Below are 23,681 nucleotides of genomic sequence, written 5' to 3'. Positions count from 1 at the left end.
TCATGATCAAACCTTTAACAAGTATTCAGTGACTCACAAAGCGAATTCAAATTCACACTGTTCAAAAATTCTTCGGTAATTTTTATCAGCTCTGCGGATCTGAGCACCAGGGCGTTACTGTCGCCCAGCGTCTGTCGTAAGTAGGTATCATCAACCGATTTCTCAAACCACTCGGATCGATCAATTTCAGAGAACATGGCATACAGCTCTTGCGGGGAAGATGGGTCATGGGCGCCATAGTAGTTCCGATTGCTCACAAACCGGATAAGAGCATCGCCCCAACAATAGGTTAAACGACCACCCTTCGAGTGTGTCAATTCATACAGGTAATGACAAAAGGCCTGAAGAATCGCTTGTTTGCATTTGTTTTCTAAATCACTGGCAAACTCTGCGTCCTTCTGTGAAATGTCACCAGACTCAGGAATGGGTCTGTAGCGATTGTAAATACCAATCATGTAGCCTCGGTTTGAGACCCCATTATCTTGTTTGACTTTTTCCAATAACAGCTTTAAATCGGGGTTTGTCTTAGCTTTCAGTTGCAACAGCTCCCGGGCTTTTTTATCAATTAATGTGCTGCTCAGGAAAGGGTCGCCCAGGATAATCAGCGGACGGTGTCTGGCTCTGACCGAGTGCAACTGCACAAATGCGGGCTGGTTCACCAGCATTCGTTTTATATTCGGAACACCCTCAGGGTCATCCGTCCAGGCGGTATCTAAAGATGGATTGGCAATTTTATCATTAAGGGATGGCGAAGCCCCTTCGTGACAATGACTGACGAACATGTCATTGCCTTTTCTCCTCAGAAAGTATTCATAAATGGACCACCAGTTCAGGCTTTGTTTTCCCCTTTTCAGAACAGACTGATACCACTCTTTCAGGCAATTCGTCGCTTCAACCTTGAGTTCTTCGATACCTTTCAGACGCATCAACAGCTCGTGATGTTGAAGGGGCGCAATAATTTCGTCCATATACCGTGGCAGTGGATTCAGCCAACCCAATTTCAGAATTTTAAGGGCAAAGCGAATAACCGAGGGGTTGGCCAGGTCACTGTGCTCAAGTATATTCACCATTGAACCCAACCACTCGAGGGGGCGTGCTTTAGCCTCAACAATCATTTTTGAGTGCAATGATTGCAGTTGTTCGATGACCCGGACTTCATCACCGTCAGATAATATGTTTATGACAACCGCCGACATCGGCCAGAAACTCCAGTCGCAAGTAATAAACTTACCGACCAGTTGCTGCTCGAAATAGCCCAATGCTTCTGTATCCAGCGACTCTATCATTGAGACACCCATGGAGAAACCGGTTAAATCTTTTCCTTTCCAAAGCTTCAATACCGTTTCGCGGATACCCGGGTTTTTTCCTGGTAATGTACCGCCTGTCTCAATGATCCTGTTAAGTTCCTCAAGGCTCATACCATAGGTTTTAGCCAGAGTTTGTTGTTGTGCTGAATCAGCACCCACCAGAAGACCCCGCAAGAGATCCCTCGCCTTCTTTGACTCACTACTGACTTTATTGGTGCGCTGGAAGTTGGATGGGATTTTTTTTAGCTCACCAGGCGCCCCGCCTAAATCCACTGACTCCCAGGTTTGACCTCTATCCACAGAATACTCTGCAAAGGCGTGGATATGGTTGATCATTTCCCGACATGGAATCCCAAAATAGCGACAAAAAGCAATAAAAACAGGCGTCCGATGACGACAACTGCCTTGTCGCTGTGTTACGAGGAAGTGAAAGAAATTCAGATGATGCCCTGCTGGTTCAGCACCTCCGGAAAACTTCAGGCAATAGTCCTTGATCGCCCTGATGCGTTGCGTCGTGTTTTTTGCGTTCATTATTGCCTGCAAAGGCACCTTTATTTCAGGCAGTTGTTGTTCAACCTCAGCAAACAGTTTGTTCAATACTGTTTCTATACCTTTGGAACAGCGGGCGTCAAAACGTATTGATTGTGCTGGCTGGACTTTTTTAGCCAGTGTTTTTTTGCTCGGCGCTCTGGGTTCCACGACATAAGTAAATTGAATAATCTGACCGGCTTTGGCTTCGGGAACAGACAGTGTGTGCAGCCCGGTATATCGATCCCTGAGCAGGGTACATGGCAAAACGGGTTCTATACGCAGGGCCACGATATAGTCTTCAGGCGTCAGACTGGGCAATGCATATTGACCATTGTTTGATGACGCTTTGTAGTTTGCCAGTGTCTGGTTTTTGGCTAACGTCAGTTCCTGGTTACGCCCCGGTAACTCTTCGGGTATAAGGATTTCGATCCCCTGCAGGTGTTGATCACCCATATCAGTCAGCTCGACCTCACCCTTGGCAGATACATTAATATCTCTCGCTCGCAAGCGATACATATTGAAAGGGTAGTTCGTGTCAAAAATTTTATAATTGTCGAATACTCTCTTCTTCTGGCGCTGATATTCCGTGCCCCGGTCCAGGGTATTGGCCTGTTTCCTGCGAACTTCTGAAAGGCATTCCTCAGGAGCCTTGTCACTGTCGATCACTATATCCTGGTGAGTATAATCGTGCGCACAATGGCTCAGCAGATCACTGATCTGATGCCAGAACCCAGGCCAAAATTGAACTTCACTGGCTTTCCACGCCCTTATCTGCTGGTCAGCCGCCTCGAGATAAGGCTGGTTGGTTGACGTTTTCAATGTTTGTTTCTGTGCATCCGTCAGGGGAAATACGCTATCAGCGTCCACGCCCAACTGGCCATACTCACAATCAAACCAGCGTCGCTGCCAGTGTCGGTAAAGTGTCTGGGTGAGAATATCGTCGGACTTATCCGGTTTCACTGAAAGACCCGATGCCTGCCAGCGGGTACGTGCCAGCATCCTGATGATTTCCGTTCTGGCTTCCTCTCTATTCAGATCAGTTTTAATACGAATTTCATGGCGTTTTTCATCCATACTCTGGCAATCACTGCGTCGTATCAACCAGGGTCGATCAATGCCTGGTACCTTTTGGTTAAACCATTCGCAAAGCCTGGTATCAAGTGCTTCGTTAGTTACGGCAATAGCTGATGACCCGGGCAGTTCTTCCAGCGTCAGCCTGGCTGCCATCAGGTAAAGCCGGTAGTACCGCTGGAAGCATTGATTCAGTCCGTTTTCGGTAAAATCCCATGTCCTGATAACAGCCCTGGTGACGTTCTGTAAATCACGACTGGTTGGCTGCAACGGCAGCTTTTTGCGTTGCAGGTGAGCCCTTAAAAGACAATGTTTTTCTGTTAGCTTTTTGGCGGCGAATGTCCCTTCTAAGGACTCTGGCAACACTTTCCCGGCAATGGTCTGTAATTCTGCCAGGTTGTACTGCCGGATGGGCAAATGTCTGAAGCGCCCTTTCAGCGCCGGTGATAAGGGTTTTCGTCCGCTGTACTCTGGCGGGTTGATGGTGGCAAAGAGGTGGAAGCCCGGGTGGGCGTCACCGGCCAGAATATCGTTTAACTCACCTTCCAGATGCTGGCTGTCGATCAGATTCATTTCCGAAATCACCACGATGCCGCCTTCCACTTTTGCTTTCTGGATCGCTTCACACACTCTGTCCCAGGAACAATCACAGGCATTCAGGTAAAAGACTTCCGGCATGGATTCTCCCCGTCGCTTAGCCTCCTTTCTGACACTTTCAATCACCAGGTTTAGCGTGGCATCCTTACCCCGTCCGGCTGGACCTTCGATCAGCGTCGCCTGTCGTCCGCCGTGTTTCCTGTCGAGGTGATAAGCCTGCTGACAGCGGCTTAAATCCTGTCCAAGTTGTTGCACCAGTTCAATGACTGCTGTTCCGGAGGTGTCAAACTCAGGTCGGATTTTTTGGGTGACTGTACTGAAAGTCTGCTGAATATCTGACAGGGTCTTGTTGCGAACTCTGTCACTCAGGGTATTCTCCGGTTGGTAACGGGCAGCAAACCAGATTTCCAGTGCTGACAGGGCATCCCGATGAGTTTCGGTGATTTCGGGCACCAGCACATCCCGAAAACCTTGTTGGATTAAACCTTGTACTTGCTTGCAGTTAACCCTGTCACCTGTGGATAACGAACGATCAAGATACCAACCTACCCAGCTGCAGATATCCGTCAGATCCCTGGGGGTAAACTCATGTTCTGGCAACAGTTCCTGATAATACTGCCAGAGTAGCATGACGCTCTCGGTGGCAATGCGTGCCATGTCGTCTATTTGCCGAGACTCCGGCAGATGCCGTTGTAAATGATTGAGCAGAGCCGGCTCCACCACTCTGTCCCGAAGAAAAGCCTGGTCCAGACGAGGATAGTAAGCCCTGGGCAGTTTCTCTTTCAGGGCAGAATCCAACTGGCGTCCGCCGTAATGAATGGGGTTACCGGTGAGAATCACCCGGTGTTCTGTGCTGACCGGGACAGGATGACCATTCACATAAATGCAGGGTTCCGGTTCCCATAAGCCGTTCAATGACGCCAGCAATCCGGTTTTGGCCAGGTTGGCTTCATCCAGAACCAGAGTGATATATTTTCCTTCAACATAGCCTCCATCTCTGGGGTGTGAGGTCTTGGCCCATTCCATCAGCGCCCGGTTTTGCTGTGCCATAGAGCGGTCGCCATCAGCGTGTTGCTGCCACTGCCAGCGTTTCATCAGGGTCTGCTCGCTGTCAGAAGGTCCAAGGGACAGCACCACAGCCGATCCTGAAGCTTTTGCTATTTTCGCTGAAAAGTAACTTTTCCCGGTGCCGGTTTCCCCCTGCAGGAATATAACAGGAGAGTCTGTAAGCCGGTCATGGAGTCGGGATAAACGACGGCTTTCACGATCCTTCTGACTCGTCTCACCGTGATAAAGATCCCGGGCCAGTGCTGACCAGGGCTCATAAGTCGAGCCCTGCCATGCCAGTGATTCAGACAGTCGATGTTTTATACGTTCAATGCCTTTTGTTTCAGAATTCGCGGTTCTGGCCATCTGAAAACAATCAGCAGCCAGAGATTTAATGGCTTCGGATCGGGTCTGCCCTGAGGGCAGAGGTAACTGCCAGCCGGAGGCCAGTGCATCCTGTAAACGTTTAATCTGTCTTGATGGCCTTAAGGCTAAGGTTTGATAGTGTTCTGCTGCCTGCGGATCGACTGCCAACTGACAGGCCATTGCCTGTCGATGTTTTTCAGGGGTATGGCTCACGATCAGGGCACAGAGTCTGTCCAAAGCGTCTTCTTTTCTCTGCTCTGGGAATGGATCGCAATAGGACAGTTGCAATTGCTTTAAGACTCCAGGGTCAGAGGCTGCTCTGATCAGCGGCCACAGGTTCTGCTTCACAAACTCTCTGTCTAACCGTGGGGCACTATTGATGATCTCATTTAACTGATCCGGATCGACCGAGGCAGTTTGATCCTCATCCCGCTTCCCGGGGGCGTCTGGCAGCAACATCCAACAAGCTACTTTCATAAAATTACGCACCGACGGACTCTGTCGCAGGCCATGGGTGATGACACTATCGACGGCCTTGCGCCAGTGGCAGGGCAGGAGCTGAAGTGAGCGGTCAACCTGCTGTGCTCGCAGGGCAGCCAGTGTCAGGTTATTCAACAAGCCTGCGGACATTTCAGGCAGAGGGTTACAACAGTTGGCAGGTACGGTTTTAAACGCTTCGTAAAGCAAGTTGAGGGCTCGTTCTGGCAGCTCAGTCCGGGAGATATCATGCTTGAGGGCATTGATATCCCAGATATTGACCTCAGGGCAGGGTTTTCCCATGGCAAGCATCGAATTAAATACTGCAGATTGGCTTTTCGCAGATTGAGGCCAGAGTATTGTGATATGAGCTTGTGGGTAGGCCTGTAACTGGCCATTCACCAGCAGAGGTTGGCCAACAACCAGGGGTTCAAGGAGTTGTTGAAGTGTTGGATTAGATTCGAGCCCCCGAAATACAACCTGCTTGCCAGCGGTTAATGCCTTTTGCAACTCACTCTGATCTCGTTCAAAAAGGGCCTTTTGTTCCGAAGTGATATGGATATTATCAAATAGCTGGTTGAAGCCGGTCTGTTCATTGACCTGAATGACCAGAGGTGCAGGCTGGTATTTATTTATCCAACGACTTGCCTGGACGTCTTGCTGATAAGTGACGGCACTAAAGGTGGCCTGATCTCTGATTTTTTCCTGCGGGTTGGGCAGAGACTGTTCATCGCTTTCTTCTAATCCCAGAGCTTTCGGCTGCTGTCTTGAATGGGCTACCAGAAGTCGCGGCTCCAGGCCCGTTGTCTCTCGAATAGTCTGCAATGAACCCAGCAAACGAAACCAGGCCGCCTCAGTGAGGGGAGACGTGACGGTGACCGTACCACCTGCTCGAACCTGCTCCAACAGACAGGTGTTAGGGACTGCGTAGCCTTCCGGAGCAATGGCAATCGGGTTCAGCCATTCTGTGATATTACTCTGGTTAATGATGACCGGGTTTCCTGGTGCGTGCTCTTGAGACAGGCTCTGAAACAGTGAATAAAGCTCATCCTCAGCCACCGGCATCTGATAAAACTGAACCTCGTCCGGTAACTGACAGACCTTCCCATTGCTCTCAAAACACTGTTGCGCCAGCATCTGTCGAATCGTCTGCTCAAAGGCCAGATCCTGCCAGTTAGCCCCTTTCAGAATCACCCTTTGTCCGGCCCTCAATAACTCAAGCCTGCCGGGGAGATGCTGAATTCGTCCCTGCTGATCCACACCGGGGCCGCCCAACAACAACTGTCGCCAGTCGTTGTGCAAGTGGCAGTTAATAAGAACGGTAACGTCGTCGTCCATGACGCTTTCGGCAGAGGGGAGTTCAACCAATAACGGAGGAATCTCATCAATGTCCATCGATGGGTCATTACCAGTCTGGGCCCGGAAGTGCCAGCTATTTTCCGGTCGATTAATTCGCCGCCAGAAATCAGCCCCCGGTGCATCGTCACGCTGGCCAACCGATGCCAACTGTTCAGGATCTGCCACGACCAATAGAGAAACATGTTCGCCCAGAGGGCGTTTATTTTGGCTGACTTTGTCGTACAGACAGGGGGTATCCGGGTCCAGCAGATCGTTAAATTTTGGCAAATCTTCGCTGCTGAGTTTTCGGATATCCAGCACCAGAGTCAGTGGCTGTGGACTTTCGAACAGCTTGCCAGAACCCAGAGTGTGGCGGCCATCGACAGAAATACTCAACCGTCTCACCAGATTGGCCTGTGAGAGGTCATCGGGGCGGGAAATAAGGATAACATCCCGTTGTTCATCGCAGGTTTGGGCCACTAAAAGCTGTCGAACTTCATCATCACTGGCGACAAAACGAAAATCGAAGGCATGAGTGGTCTTTTGGAGCGGGGAATCCGCTGAGGATACCCTTCTCGTCTGGTGAGGCGAGATCCCCGGAGCTGATGATTTATTGAGTCTGGGAGTTACATCTGAGCAGACCTCTGCAATCCTTGGCGGTGCATCCAGCTTTGCTCTCTTGTCTGGCACGCTGCAATCAGGTAAGGGTTGTTTATTTCTCCAGCCAATCTGGCCATCCACGGTAAATCTCGCTCTGTTATTTGAAGGACTGCATTGAAATGGTTTGATTTCGTATGGTTGAGTACTTATGTGACCTTCAGGCGGGAGGAAAGTTCCATTGGGTTAGTTAGCCGCAGGGCAATGGCATCAATCAGGATTATCAGTTATCCAATGACTCATAAATCGAATTCAAACTCACGCTGTTCAAAAACTCTTCGTTAATTTTGGTCAGATCATCGGACCTGAGTATCAGAGCGTTACTGATGTTGAGTGCCTGTTTTAAATAGGCATCCTTGGCAGATGACGGAAACTCGTAAGATTCAATTAATTGCATCATGGCATACAGCTCTTCCGGTGAGGATGGATCATGAGTGCCATACCATTTTATTCTAAGTATGTAGTCGTTGATAATTGCTTCGGCCCAACAATAGGTCAAGGAACCGCCTTTCGAGTGCGTCAAACCATACAGGTAATGACTGAAGGCCTGCCCAATCGCTTGCCTGCATTTGATTTTTAGATCACGTACAAGCTCTTTTTCCCGGTGTTGCAGCCCAATGGAATCCAGAAGGGGTTTGTAATGACTTTTGACAGCAAGTTTTTGTTTCTCATATTGTTCTTTTCGAGTCTGGCATTGCTGATCAGGAAGCATTGATTGTTCATGGCTTGAATGATCACTGTACCAATTATCCAGGTCATCCAGAGCTTTGTCGTATTCATTATCAATCTCCCTGTACTGTTTGACTTTTTCAAACGACCGCTTCAATTCCGGGCTGCTCTCAACTTTTAGTTGAAGCAGAGCTTCGGTTTTTTCAGTCATTGCTTCGCTGTGCCAGCGAGGTTGCCCCAGGATAACCACTGGTCGGTGGAGCGTCCTGCCAGAGTTTAGTCGCACAAACGCGGGATGGTGTATCAGCAACCGCTCTATATTCGGAATGCCTTCAGGTTCGTCCGTCCAGGCGTCTTGTAAAGCTTTACGGACAATCAGCTCTTCCAGGTATGACGAAAAGCCACCATGACAATGGGTCACCAGGCAGGCATCTTCTTTCGTTTGGGAGTCTTCATAGCTCAGCCGCCATTCCTGACTGTTTTTTTCTCTGGAAAACAACTGCTTGTATAAATTTTTCAGGCAATGGGTGGCTTTAACTTTTAATTCATCAACGCCTTCAAGGCGTAACAATAGCTCATGCTGTTCACGGACCCCGTTAATATCGCGGTCGTATTTCGGCAGTGGATCCAGCCAACCTGATTCCAGGGCTGCGAGGGCAAATTGAATAACCGAAGGCCTGGTTAAGTCACTGCCGTTCAGTATATCCACCATGGAACTCATCCACTGCTGAGGTCTCTCTCCGGCCTGAACAATCACTTTTGAATGGAGTAACTTGAGTTGTTCAGTGACCTGGTCCTCATCACTGTCGGACAATATTTTTGCTACTGCCTCCACCATGGGTTTATAGGTACTCGCCCCGTGTTTTATATGCACAGCACCAACCAATGCCAGCTCGTAATTGTTCAATGCTTTTATATCCAGTAAAATTGAGACGCCCATGGAAAATCCGGTCAAATCTTTTCTCTTCCAAAGTTCCCTCACCATTTTGGAGGTGACTTTAAATGGATTTGACGAGGCACTACCTCTTTCAAGGGCTTTGTTCTGTCTCTCAAGATTCTTGTCAATGGCTTGTGCCAGAGCTTCTTGTTGCGCTGAATCGGCCCCTTTCAGAAGATCCTTAAACCTCTTTGACTCACTGCCGGAACTACTGAGCTGCCTGGTGGGCTGGAATTCAGATTTGATTTCTCTTACCTGTGCGGGCCCTCCGCCCAAATCCACCGATTCCCAGGTTTGACCTCTATCCAGTGAATACTCGGGAAACGCGTGGGTAGGGCTATGAATTTGCCGACTGGGAATCCCGAAATAACGACAAAAAGCAATAAAAACAGGCGCGCGATGACGGCAGCTACCCTGCTGCTGAGTGACGAGGAATCTAAAGAAATTTTCTTCCGGCTTCGGTTCAGTCTTACCCGAAAACTGTCGGCAATACTCCGTGATCGCCTCAATTCGTTGCCGGATGTGTCTGGCGTTTTTTATTTTCTGCAAACTCATCTGTAGTTTGGCCGGGTGCTCTTTTACGGGCGACTCTTTTACGGGCGAAAACAGTTCGTCCAGTACGGTTTTAATACCTTCTGAACAGTGGGTGTCAAAACGCATTGATTGTTTTGGCCGGGCTTCTTCAGCCGAAACACTGTCGTCCGGTTTTTTGGGCTCTACGACATAAGTAAATTGAATAGTCTGTTCGGTGTTGGCTTCTGGAATAATCAGTGTGTGAAGCCCGGTATACCGATGCCTGACCAGTTTAAATGGCAAATTGGGTTCTATACGCAGGGCCACGATATAGTCGTCAGGCGTCAGGCTGGGTAACACAAATTGACCTTTCTTCGATGTCCACTTAAAGGACGCCAGCGTTTGCTTGCTGGTTAATATCACTTCCTGATCAGGCCCCGGTAACCGGGCCGGCATGAGGGTTACGAAACCTTGAATGCGTGGATCATTAAGATCAGTCAGTATGATATCGCCCCTGACAGTCACACAAATATCCTTTGCCTCCCAACGATACATACGGGAAGTGGGTCTCTGCGTTTTAAAAACGGGTAAATCGTATAATAGTGGCACTCTCAGGCACTCATAGTTTGTTCTCCGGTCCAGTACCTTATCTTTTTTCGAGGGAGCGTTTAGACGGTGTTTATCAGGCGCATTACCAGAGCCAGTCGCTAACTTTTCATCCATGTAATCGTCAAGCCAATGGTTCGGCAGGTTACTTATCTGATGCCAAAAGGCAGGCCACCATTGAACTGCGTCGGCTTTCCATGCACCAATCAACTTATCAGCCTCCCGGAGAAAAGGCTGGGAGGTCGACATTTTCAGCGTTTGTTTCTCTTCTTTGGTCAGGGGAAATAAGCAATTGGCGTCCTCGCCCGTCAGGCCGAACTCACGATGAAACCAGCGATGCTGCCAGTATCGGTACAGTGCCCGGGTGAGGATATCGTTATACTGATCCGGCGCCAGTGAAAAACCGGATGCCTGCCACCTCGCCTGAGCCACCCTCTTGATGATTTCAGTCCTGGCTTGCTTTTTATCCAGACCAGCCTCAACAAGAATTTCGTGGCCTTTTTCATCAATACTGTTGCGATCACTCTGTCGTATCAACCACGGACGATCAATGTTCGGTACCTTTTGATAGAGCCAATGGCTCAGATCAGAAGCAAGCGCTCCTTTGCCCATGGCAAGAGTCGATGACTCCGGCAGTTCCTCCAGCGACAGGTTGGCGGCCATCAGGTAGAGCCGGTAGTGCTGATTGAAGCATTGATGAAGTGCTTTTTCGCTAAAATCGCCTCTTCTTTTGACAGCCATGGCGACATTCTGTAAATCGCGACTGGTGGGCTGTAATGGCAGGTCTTTGCGTTGCAGGCAGGCCCTTAAACGACAATGTTTTTCAGTCAGCCGTTTAGCCGTGATTTTTCCCTGCTCATTCTCTGGCAAGACTTTCCCGGCAATGGCCTGCAATTCGGTAGGGCTGTACTGCCGGATCGGCAAATGTCGAAAACGCCCTTTCAGTGCCGGTGATAAGGGTTTTCGCCCGCTGTACTCAGGCGGGTTAATGGTGGCAAACAGGTGGAAGCCCGGATGGGCGTCACCGGCCAGAATATCGTTTAACTCGCCTTCCAGATGCTGGCTGTCGATCAGATTCATTTCCGAAATCACCACGATGCCGCCATCGACTTTTGCTTTCTGGATCTTTTCACACACTTGGTCCCAGGAACAATCACAGGCATTCAGGAGAAAAACTTCTGGCATGGACTCTCCCCGTTGTAGAGCCTGCTGTCTGACACTTTCAATCAACAGGTTCAACGTGGCATCTTTACCCCGTCCGGCCGGGCCTTCAATCAGTGTTGCCTGACGACCGCCGTGTTTTCTGTCGTGATGATAAGCCTGCTGACAGCGGCTTAAATCCTGTCCCAGCCCTTGCGCCAGATCAATGACTGCCGATCCGGAGGTATCAAACTCAGGTCGGATTTCTTTGGTCAGTGTTCTGAAGTCCTGCAGAATATCTGGCAGGGTGTGGTTATGAACTCTGTCTCGCAGGGTGTTGTCCAGTTCGTAACGGGCAGCAAACCAGATTTCCAGTGCCGAAAGGTCATCCTGTTGAGTCTCGCTGATTTCGGGACCCAACACATCCCGGAAACTTTGCTGGATCAAACTGTTCACTTGCTTACAGTTGGCACTGTCGCCTTTGGATAACGCACGATCCAGATACCAACCCACCCAGCTGCAGATATCTGTTAAATCCCTGGGAGTAAACTCATGCTCGGGCAACAGCTCCTGATAATATTGCCACAGTGCCATCACACTCTTGCTGGCAATGTGTGCAATGTCGTTTATTTGATGCCGTTGTAACTGATTGAGCAAAGCCGGTTCCACTACTCTGTCCCGAAGGAAAGCCTGATCCAAACGCGGGTAATAAGCTCTGGGCAGTTTCTCTTTCAGGGTCGGATCCATTTGGCGCCCGGCGTAATGATCGGGGTTGCCGGTGAGAATTACCCGGTGTTTTTCGCTGACCTTGACAGGATGACCATTCACATAGATGCAGGGTTGCGGTTCCCACAGGCCGTTCAATGACGCCAGCAATCCGGCTTGGGTCAGGTTAGCCTCATCCAGCACCAGGGTGATGTATTCTCCGTCTTTGTTGGATTCGGTATTGGCCCATTTCATCAATGCCCGGTTTTGCTGCGCCATAGAGCGGTCGCCATCGGCGTGCTTTTGCCACTGCCAGCGTTTCATCAGGGTTTGTTCGCTGTCAGAAGGTCCAAGAGAAATGACCGAAGCCTGTCCTGAAGCCTTTGCCATTTTGGCGGAAAAGTAGCTTTTACCAGTGCCGGTTTCTCCCTCGAGGAATATAACGGGGGAGTCTTTAAGCCGGTCATGGAGCCGAGATAATCGACGACTTTCACGATCCTTCTGATTGGTCACGCCATGATAAAGATCCCGGGCCAGTGCAGACAGGGGCTCATCAGCGGAACCCTGCCATTTCAGTGATTCTGACAGTCGATTTTCTATGCGTTCAATGCCGTCTGCCTCAGAACTCGCTGTTCTGGCCCTATGAAAACAATCGCTGGCCAGACCGTGGATGGCATCGGATCGGGTCTGCCCTGGGTGCAAAGGTAACTGCCAGCCAGAAGCCAGTGCATCTTGCAAACGTTTAATCTGTCTTGTTGGCTCGATGGCTAAGCATTGCCAGGGCTTTGTTGCCGCCGGATCAACTGCCAACTGATAGGCTATAGCATCTCGTTGTTTTTCAGGTGCGTGGGCCAGGATCATGGCACAGAGCCTGTCCATAACTTCTTTCTTACCCCACTCTGGAAATGGACTTTCATAGGACAGTTGTAATTCGGTACCTATAAATACTGTCGGCTCAAAGGCTCGGGCCAATTGCCACAGGTTTCGCTTGACAAAGTTTCTATCCAGTCGCGGGGTGCTACTGATGATGGCAGCTAACTGATCCGGGTTTACGGAGGCGGCTTGATCTTCATCCGGCAGTAACTGCAAACAGGCCACTTTCATAAAATCATGGACGGATGGATGTTGTCGGGTGCCATGGGTGATGACGCTATTGATGGCCTTGCGCCAGTGGCATGGCAGGAGCTGAGGGGAGTGGTCAAATTGCTGTGCCCTCCGGGCAGCCAGTATCAGATTATTCAACAACCCTTCGGTCAATTCAGGCAGAACATTACAAAGGCCACCGGGTACGGTTTTAAAGGCTTCATAAAGTGAGTGAAGTGCTTGTTCTGGCAGCTCTGCCCGGGAGATTTTATGCCTGAGGGTATTGATATCCCAGAGATCAATCTCGGGACACCGGCTACCCGTGGCAACCATCGAATTAAATACTGAAGAGGTGCTTTTCACAGACTCAGGCCAGAGTATTGTGACATGGGCTTGTGGGTAGGCCTGCAACTGGCCATTCACCAACAGAGGTTGCCCAATAACCAGGGGTTCCAGAAGCTGCTGAAGCCTTGGATTACTTTCCAGCCCCCTGAATACCACCGGTTTGCCAGCGGTTAATGCCGCCTGCAAATCACTCTGAGATCGTCCGAAATGTGCCTTTTGTTCCGAGGTAATATGGATGTTATCAAAGAGCTGAGTGAAGCCAGTCTGTTCATTAACCTGAATGACCAGAGGGGTTTGCGGCTGATGATTAATCCAATGACTGGCCTGGGCATGTTGCTGATAAGTGATGGTATTAAAAGTGGCGTGACCTGTGACTTTACTATGTGGGCTGGAGAGAAAGCGCCCATCGTCTTCTGCCAATCCCAGGGCTTTTGGCTGCTGTCTTGTATGAGTCACCTGAAGTCGGGGCTCCAGGCCGGTGGTCTCGCGAAGGGTTTGCAATGAACCCAGCAAACGAAACCAGAGAGCTTCAGTGAGTGGAGACGTTACGGTGACGACACCCCCCGCCCTGACCTGTTCCAACAGACAGGTGTTAGGGGTTGCATAGCCTTCAGGCGTAATGGCAATAGGGCTCAGCCATTCTGTGATATTCCCCTGGTTAATGATGATCGGGTGTTCTGCGGCGTGCTCTTTAGACTGGCTTTGGAACAGCGAATGAAGCTCGTCCTTCCCCACCGGCATCTGATAAAACTGAACATCGTCGGGTAATGGACAGACTTCCCCATTGCTCTCAAAGCACTGTTGCGCCAGCATCTGTCGAATGGTCTGTTCAAAGGTCAGGTCCTGCCAGTCGGCGCCTTTCATTACCACCCGCTGTCCCGACGTCAATCGTTCAAGCCTGCCAGGGATGTGCTGGATTCGCCCCTGTTGATCGACACCGGGACCACCCAGCAGTAACTGTCGCCAGTTGTTGTGCAAGTGGCAGTCAATAACCAGGATAGTGTCGTCGTCCATAGCATTTTCGACACTGGGAAATTCAGGCAATAGCGGGGGAGCCCCGTCAATGTCCATCAATGGTTCATTGCCAGTCTCAGCCTCGAACTGCCAGGTATTGCCCGGTCGGTTAATTCGCCGCCAGAAATCAGCGCCCGGAGCGTCGGCCGCCGGTGCGCTGGCCGCAGGCGCGCCGCCATGCTGGCCAACCGATGTCAATTGTTCAGGGGCTGCCAGAACCAGCAGAGAGACATGCTCTCCCAGAGGGCGTTTCTTCTGGCTGACCTTGTCGTATAGACAGGGGTTATCCGGGTCCAGCAGATCGTTAAATTTTGGCAGATCCTCATTGATGAGTTTTCGGATATCTATCACCAGGGTCAATGGCTGTGAACCTTCAAAGAGCTTGCCTGAGCGCAAAGTGTGAAGACCATTGTCGGCAATGCTCAGACGGCTCACCAGATTAGCCTGTGCGAGGTCATCGGGATGGGAAATAAGCGTGACATCGCGATTTTTATCGCGGGTCTGGTCAGCCAAAAGCTGTCGAACTTCATCATCACTGGCGACAAAACGGAAATCGAAGGCATGAGGTTTTTTTTGGAGCAGGGAGTCCGTTGAGGATACGGTTCTCGCCCTGTCAGGTGTCATAATCTGAGATGACGATAGATTCAGTTGGTAATTGAGACCAGAGCAGACAGCTTTGACGTTTGATGGTAAATCTGAATCCTGCCCTGACCTCTTGGCTGGCAAGCCACTAGCCGGAACAGGTTTGTTAATTTCTCCACCAATCTGACCATCCATAGTCAATCTCCCTACAACCATCTGAAGGACTGAATTGAAACCCTTTAAAGATTAGACTTTCAGAGGCCGGGAAAGTTCAATTTGGGTACTGGTCCGTTGCCATAGTGGGAAGTCAATGGTCTCGAAACCAAACGTTTATCACGTATCCAATGACTCACACAGCGAGTTCAAATTCACACTGTTCAAAAACTCTTCGGCGATGGTTGTCAGCTCATCGGATTTGAGCACCAGGGCGTTGCTGGCGTTGTGTGCCTGTTGCAACAGACGGACATCCTTCACTGGCTGCTGAAAGCAGAAAGAGCTCTCAATTTTACATATCATTGCATGCAGCTCTTCTGGTGAAGATGGATCATGAGCGCCGTAGTAGTCTGAATTCATGGAGTCTGCGATGGAAGCGTCAGCCCAACAATAGGTTAAACGACTGCCTTTTAAGTGCGTCACTTCATAAAGGTAATGACTGAACGCCTGCTGAATCGCCTGCCTGCATTGGTTTTTTAAAGTACCGAAAAAGTTTTCGTCATCCCATGACAGCTCAAGGCACTTCAGAATGGGTTTTTGACTGCCTGTGATAGCAAAACGTCTTCTCTCGTAGTGTTTGATGTCTTCCAACAATGCCTTCAATTCCGGGCTGTTCTCAATTTTTCGTTGCAACAGGGCTTCAACCTTTTCATTAAACACCTTACTGTCCCAGGAAGGTTGCCCCAGGATAATCACCGGACGATGGCCCGCCTTGCCCGAGTTTAACTTCACAAACGCCGGCTGCTGCACCAGCATTCGTTCTATATTCGGAACGCCCTCAGGGTCGTACACCCAGTCGGTCTGTACAGATGGATTGACCATATTTTTTTCAAGGAATGGCGAAACCCCATCGTGACAATGAGTGACGAACATGGCATCACTTTTTCTTCCCTGAAGGTCTCTATAAGCCACCCGCCATACCTGGCTATTTTTTTCCCTGGACAAGAGTGTCTGATACCACTTTTTCAGCTGATGGGTGGCTTCAACCCTGAGTTTGTCGACACCTGCCAGACGCACCAATAGCTTATAATGATGATCGGCCTTCATAATAGGGCTCTTATAGGTCGGCAGTGGCTCCAGCCAACCCAATTTCAGGGCTTCGTGGACAAAGTGAATAACCGAAGGGTTGGCCAAGTCACTGTTCTCGATTATTTCCACTATAGAACTCAACCACTCAAGAGGGCTTGCCCGGCCCTGAACAATCATTTTTGAGTGCAATAACCTGAGTTGTTCAATGGCCTGATCGGCATGACCGTTGGACAATATTGCCCTTACTGCTTCCGACATCGGTTTACAGGCATTCCCATCATGGTCATAGACAACTCCGACCAATCGCTTCTCACAAAGTCTCAGGGCTCTTGTCCCCGAGGCCTTTAACGTTGATACGCCCATGGAAAAACCGGGCAAATCTTTTTCCTGCCAAAGTTTCTGTACTGCTTCAAAAAGACTTATATTGGCTTCTGGCAATGCACTGTTTGTTTCAACGGCTTTGTTCAACTCCTCAAGGCTTATACCACAGGCTTTAGCAAGAGCTTGTTGTTGTGCTAAATCAGCCCCTTTAAAAAGATCCTTCAGGAGACCTCTGATCTCAGTGTTGTAAACGCTTTCTTCCAAGGTGGGCTGACTGTCATTCCACTTGAAGTCAGGGAAAATTATTGTGAACGGAAGATATGACCCACCCAAATCCACTGATTTCCAGGTCTGGTCTCCATCCGGGCAATATTCAACAAAGCTGTGTAAAAGGCTTCTGATTTGCCGGGATGGAATCCCAAAATAACGACAAAAAGCCACAAAAACAGAACTACGATGACGACAGCTACCTTGCCGCTGTGTTACGAGGAATTCAAAGAAATTTTTACCGGGCTCTGGTTTGCTCTGGCCGGAAAACTGTCGGCAATAATCCGTGATCGCCTCAATTCGTTGGCTGGTGTTTTCAGAGTGTTTTATTTTCCACAAAGGAAAGCGTATTTCGGCTGGTTGTTTGCCAATGTTATTAAACACTTCGTTCAGTACTGCTTTCATACCTTCTGAACAATGGGTGTCAAACCATGTTAATTCTTTTGCACGGGGCTCCGGTTTCCTGGGTTCTACGACATAAACCACTGTAATACTCTGTTTGGCTTCGGCCTCAGGAATAGAGAGTGTGTGAAGCCCGGTATATTTGTCCCTGACCAGGGCAAAGGGTAAATCGGGTTTCAGACGCAGTGCCACAATATAGTCGTCTGGCGTCATGCTGGGCAATGCATGATGACGGTTGCCCGGTTTTAAGTCGAGGGCCCCCATCGTCTGACCCCTGGCTACTGTCACTGGCTGGTTCTGCTTTAACAGGGTCGGCCTGAGTATTTCGACCCCCAGCGTGCTGTTATCACTAAGATCGATTCGTTTGACATCACCCTTGACGGTCACATGAATATCTTTGGCCCAATAGCGATACATGTGGCAAGGAAAATTCTTGTTATTAAAAACTTCATAATCGTAATGGTGTTGTACCTCCTGATGGTCTTCGTCAGTGTTCCGGTCTAATGCCTCTGTCTCTTTCTCGATGACTTCCGGATTGTATTGTTCGGCTTTGTTATCAGCGTCAACAGCCAAGGTTTCGTTAGTATGGTCCAGCACATCCTTCAACCGGTGCCAGAACCCAGGCCAACATTGAACTGCATTGGCGTTCCATGCCGCTATTTGCCGATCAGCTTCCCTGAGACAAGGCTCGTAAGCCGATAATTTCAGCATTTGTTCCTGTGCTTGCCAAAGGTGAAATACTTGGTTAGCGTCCACGCCCGTCTTGTGAAACTCATGAGCAAACCAGCCTTGCTGCCAGCGTCGGTATATTGACTGGGTGAGCATATTGTCCGACTTGTCTGGCTTCAGGGAAAGACCGGATGCCTGCCACCGGGCCTGGGCCACCCGCCTGATGATTTCTGTTTTGGCTGCCTCTTCGCTTAATTGAGTGTTAATACAAATTTCATGGTTTTTTTCATCCGTACTGTTGCGATGACTGAGTCGTATCAACCACGGGCGTCCTATCTTAGGTACTGTTTCGTTGAGCCAATGGCACAAATTAGGAGCCAGCGCCCCTTCAGCCATGGCAAGCGTTGATAAACCGGGCAGTTCCTTCAGCGACAGGTTGGCGGCCATCAGATAAAGCCGGTAGTGCTGATTGAGGCATTGATGAAGGCTGTCTTCGGAAAAATCGCGCCCTCTGGTAACAGCTTTTGCGACATTCTGTAAATCAAGGCTGGTGGGCTGTAACGGCAGGTTTTTCCGTTTCAGGTCAGCCCTCAATCGACAATGTAGCTGAGCCAGCTTTTCAGCCGCAAATTTCCCTTCCGTGGTCTGTGGCAACACTTTTTCGGCAATGGTCTGCAATTCGGTAGGGTTATACTGGCGGATCGGCAAATGTCTGAAACGTCCTTTCAGCGCCGGAGATAAGGGTTTTCGCCCGCTGTATTCAGGTGGGTTGATGGTGGCGAAAAGGTGAAAACCCGGATGAGCGTCGCCGGCCAGAATATCGTTTAACTCACCTTCCAGATGCTGGCTGTCGATCAGATTCATTTCCGAAATGACCAGGATACCGCCATCGACTTTTGCCTTCTGGATCGCTTCACACACTTTGTCCCAGGAACAATCACAGGCATTCAGGAGAAAAACTTCCGGCATGGACTCTCCCTGTTGCTTAGCCTGCTTTCTGACGCTTTCAATCACCAGGTTCAGCGTGGCATCTTTACCCCGTCCAGCCGGGCCTTCAATCAGCGTTGCCTGACGACCGCCGTGTTTTCTGTTGTGATGATAAGCCTGCTGACTGCGGCTTATATCCTGCCCAAGCTGCTGCACCAGTTCACAGACTGCCGATCCGGAGGTATCAAACTCAGGCCGGATTTCTTTGCTGAATGTACTGAAGGCCTGCTGAATAGCTGGCAGCGTGTAGTTGTGAACTCTGTCGCGCAGAGTGTTGTCCGGGTGGTAACGGGCAGCAAACCAGATTTCCAGTGCCAGCTGGGCATCCTGATGAGTCTCGGTGATTTCGGGACCCAGTACATCCCGAAAACTTTGCTGGATCAAACTGTTTATTTGCACAGGGGTAACATTGTCACCTTCGGGCAGCGCACGATCCAGATACCAGCCCACCCAGCTGCAGATATCCGTTAAATCCCTGGGGGTAAACTCATGATCTGGCAAGAGTTCCGGATAATATTGCCAGAGTGTCATCACACTCTCGGTAGCACTTTTTACAATGTCGTTTATTGGTTGCCCTGACAGATGCCGTTGTAACTGATTGACGAGAGCCGGTTCCACCACTCTGTCTCGAAGGAATGCCCGGTCTAACCGAGGATAGTATGCCCCGGGCAATTTCTCTTTCAGGGCCGGGTCCATTTGGCGTCCGGAGTAATGATCGGGATTGCCGGTGAGAATCACCCGGTGTTTTTCGCTGACCTTGACAGGATGACCATTCACATAGATGCAGGGTTCCGGTTCCCACAAGCCGTTCAGTGACGCCAGCAGTCCGGCCTGGGCCAGATTAGCCTCATCCAGCACCAGAGTGATGTAGTTACCTCCAACATAGCCACTGTCTTTATCGGGTTCGGTCTTGGCCCATTCCATCAATGTCCGGTTTTGTTGCGCCATAGAGCGGTCGCCATCGGCGTGTTGTTGCCACTGCCAGCGTTTCATCAGGGTCTGTTCGCTGTCAGAAGGTCCGATGGAAATGACTGAAGCTTGTCCTGAAGCCCTGGCTATTTTGGCAGAAAAGTAACTTTTCCCGGTGCCGGTTTCTCCTTGCAGAAAGATAACGGGAGAGTCGCTAAGCCGGTCATGGAGTCGGGATAAGCGACGGCTTTCACGATCTTTTTGATTCATCTCACCGTGATAAAGATCCCGGGCCAGTGCCGACAGGGGCTCATCAGCGGAACCCGCCCATTTCAGTGATTCAGACAGTCGATGTTCTATGCGTTCGACGCGTTCTGCCTCAGAATTCGCTGTTCTGGCAATATGAAAACAATCGCTGGCGAGGCCGTGGATGGCATCGGCTCGGGTCTGCCCTGATGACAAAGCTAACTGCCAGCCAGAAGCCAATGCATCCTGCAAACGTTTAATCTGTCTTGCTGGTCTGATGGCTAAGGATTGCCAGGGCTCTGCTGCCGCCAGATCGACTTTCAACTGGTACGCTATAGCATCTCGTTGTTCTTCAGCTGCATGGGCCACGATCATGGCACAGAACCTGTTGAGAAGGTCTTCGTTACCCCACAGTGGAAATGGGCTTCCATAGGACAGTTGTAATTCTCCATTAAATACTGCCGGGTCAAAGGCTCGGGCCAGTGCCCAAAAGTTGTGTTTTACAACCGTTCTATCCAACTGTGAGACACTATTGAGGATGCCATTCAAGTGATCCAGGTCTACCGAGGCGGCTTGATCCGGCTTCCTGTGAGCATCCGGTGTTTTATCCGGTAACAAGTGCCAACAAGCCACTTTCATAAAATCCCGCACGGGCCGACGCTGACGGGTGCCATGAGTGATAACGCTATCAATGGCCTTGCGCCAGTGGCAGGGCAGGATTTGTGGGGACTGGTCCACCTTTTGTGCTCGCCGGGCGGCCAGTATCAGGTTATTCAACAAACCTTCGGTGATTTCAGGCAGAGGGTTACAAAGGTCTTCAGGTACGGTTTTAAATGCCTCGTAAAGTTCATTAAGTGCTCGTTTTGGTAGTTCATTCCGAGGGATTTCATGTCTGCGGGCATTGATGTCCCAGAGGTTTATTACAGGGCACGGCTTACCCGCAGCAACTACCGAAGTGAATACTGAAGATGGGGTTTTCGCAGACTCAGGCCAGAGCATTGTGACATGAGCGTGTGGGAAGGCCTGTAACTGGCCATTGACCAACAGCGGTTGCCCGACAACCAGGGGTTCCAGGAGCTGCTGAAGACCTGGATTAGTTTCCAGCCCCCGAAATACCACCGGTTTGCCAGCGGTCAATGCCTCCTGTAATTGACTCAGACGTCTTCCGAAATGCGCCTTTTGTTCCGAGGTAATATGGATATTATCAAATAGCTGGCTGAAGCCAGTCTGTTCATTGACCTGAATGACCAGAGGGGCTTGTGGCTGATGATTAATCCAATGACTGGCCTGGGCATGTTGCTGATAAGTGAAGGTATTAAAGGTGGCGTGACCTGTGACTTTTTTATGTGGGTTGGACAGAAAGCGCCCATCGTCTTCTGCCAATCCCAGGGCTTTCGGCTGCCGTCTTGAATGGGCCACCTGGAGTCGGGGCTCCAGACCGGTGGTCTCGCGAAGGGTTTGCAATGAACCCAGCAGACGAAACCAGAGAGCTTCAGTGAGCGGAGACGTTACGGTGACGACACCCCCCGCCCTGACCTGTTCCAACAGGCAGGTGTTAGGGATTGCATAGCCTTCAGGCGTAATGGCAATAGGGCTCAGCCATTCTGCGATATTCCGCTGGTTAATGATGATCGGGTTTTCTGCGGCGTGCTCTTTGGACTGGCTTTGGAACAGCAAATGAAGCTCGTCCTTCCCCACCGGCATCTGATAAAACTGAACATCGTCGGGTAACGGACAGACTTCCCCATTGCTCTCAAAGCACTGTTGCGCCAGCATCTGTCGAATGGTCTGTTCAAAGTTCAGATCCTGCCAGTCGGCGCCTTTCAGTATCACCCGTTGTCCGGATGTCAACTGTTCAAGCCTGCCAGGGATGTGCTGGATTCGCCCCTGTTGATCGACACCGGGAGCACCCAGCAGTAACTGTCGCCAGTTGTTGTGCAAGTGGCAGTCAATAACCAGGATAGCGTCGTCGTCCATAGCATTTTCGGCACTGGGGAATTCAGGCAATACCGGGGGAGCCCCGTCAATGTCCATCGCTGAGTCATTGCCAGTGTGGGCCTCGAACTGCCAGCTGTTGCCCGGTCGGTTAATTCGCCGCCAGATATCAGCACCCGGTGCGCCGGCCGCCGGAGCGCCGGCCGCAGGCGCATCGTCACACTGGCCTACTGCTGCCAGCTGTGCAGGGGCTGCCAGAACCAGCAGGGAAACATGCTCGCCCAGAGGTCGTTTTTTCTGACTGACTTTGTCGTACAAACAAGGGTTATCGGGGTCCAGCAGGTCGTTGAATTTCGGCAGATCCTCGCTGCTGAGTTTTCGAATATCCACCACCAGAGTGAGTGGCTTTGAACCTTCAAAGAGCTTGCCTGGACGCAGTGTGTGGCGACCCTCTTCGGAAATGCTCAATCGGCTCACCAGGTTAGCCAGTGCGAGGTCGTCGGGGTGGGAAATAAGGGTGACATCGCGATTTTTATCGCGGGTCTGGTCAGCCAAAAGCTGTCGAACCTCATCATCACTGGCGACAAAACGGAAATCAAAGGCATGAGGGTTCTTTTGCAGCAAGGAATCCGTTGAGGATACGGTTCTCGCCCTGTCAGGTGTCATAATCTGAGATGACGATAGATTCAGTTGGTAAGCGAAACCAGAGCAGACAGCTTCAACTTTTGGCGGTAAATCTAAATCCAGCCTTGGCCTCTTGGCTGGCATGCCAGTATAAGACGGGTTACTATCACGCGCACCACGATCAGGCATGCTACCAGCCGGAACGGGTTTGTTAATTTCTCCAACCATCTGACCATCCACTGTTAATCTCCCTATTAGCATCTGAAGGACTGAATTGAAACTCTTTTGTAATGAGACTTTCAGAGCCCGGGAAAGTTCAATTTGGATATTGGTCCGTTGCCATTGTGGGGAAGCCAACGGTCTCGAAAAACTCATCAGGAGCTAACGGTTATCAGGTGTCCAATGAGTCAGACTTCAGGTGCATGGGCCACGATCATGGCACAGAGCCTGAATACAGTTCAAATCGTAAACTCACCATCAATATTCATGAAAGGACAAACAAGGCCAACGGATGAACTAGCCAAAAAACCAGCAACATGAGAAGCAGCAATGTAGCCATAAGTTTCAAAAGCTATAGGCACACCGTAAAAGCAAATAGCCCCACCAAAGAGCGCGAGAGGTCTTAAGTCAGCCAGGCTATTCCCCAATCCAAAAAAAGCTCCAGATACAATAGCTGTACGTACACCAGCAGCCAAAGCAGTCATGACATTATCAGTCCCAGCCAAGCCACGGCCAACATTAATAATGCCATAGGAACCAATAAGAGTTGCCGCAGTAAGAGCAGAGACAGCAGCACCGACAATAGTATTAGTAACGATTCTGACTACCCGATCACGCAAAAAAGGAGCAGAAAAAGATAACGGCATTTTAGACCTGCAAACAGGACAGGTCATGGATTGCTCAAACCATCTGACAATACATTTTCTTCCAAAGACATGAGTTTCATGACACGGGAGAACTACTTTATCATTACATCGAAGATCTTCATTATCATCAAAAGATCTGTAACAGATTAGGCACTCATCCACAACACCTATTGTCATAAAGTAAACTCCACCCTTGTTAATAGTTAATAATGAGATAAAAAACCGGCA

General features: G+C 50.0%; 4 protein-coding genes. All 4 read right to left on the bottom strand.

What is annotated here, in order from left to right; genetic code table 11:
* Positions 1–14 precede the first annotated feature (14 nt).
* Positions 15–7,475: an AAA family ATPase gene (locus tag ACOMG9_RS20775; RefSeq protein ID WP_448218286.1), complete on the bottom strand. Its 7,461-nt coding sequence runs from the start codon at positions 7,473–7,475 to the stop codon at positions 15–17.
* A 139-nt stretch (positions 7,476–7,614) separates the two neighbouring features.
* Complete coding sequence (locus tag ACOMG9_RS20770) at positions 7,615–15,180, bottom strand: AAA family ATPase (RefSeq protein WP_448218285.1); 7,566 nt, start codon at positions 15,178–15,180, stop codon at positions 7,615–7,617.
* 138 nt (positions 15,181–15,318) lie between these two features.
* Positions 15,319–22,827, bottom strand: a complete 7,509-nt coding sequence (locus ACOMG9_RS20765; RefSeq protein WP_494529329.1) for an AAA family ATPase — start codon at positions 22,825–22,827, stop codon at positions 15,319–15,321.
* Positions 22,828–23,045: 218 nt separating this feature from the next.
* A complete protein-coding gene (locus tag ACOMG9_RS20760) occupies positions 23,046–23,630 on the bottom strand; it encodes an RING finger domain-containing protein (protein ID WP_448218283.1) in 585 nt (194 codons plus the stop codon).
* Between the last annotated feature and the right edge of the window lie 51 nt (positions 23,631–23,681).

Source organism: Endozoicomonas sp. PH6C (genome assembly GCF_059322965.1).
Note: the sequence above shows the minus strand (reverse complement) of the source record. Positions and strands in the feature narration are given on the sequence as shown.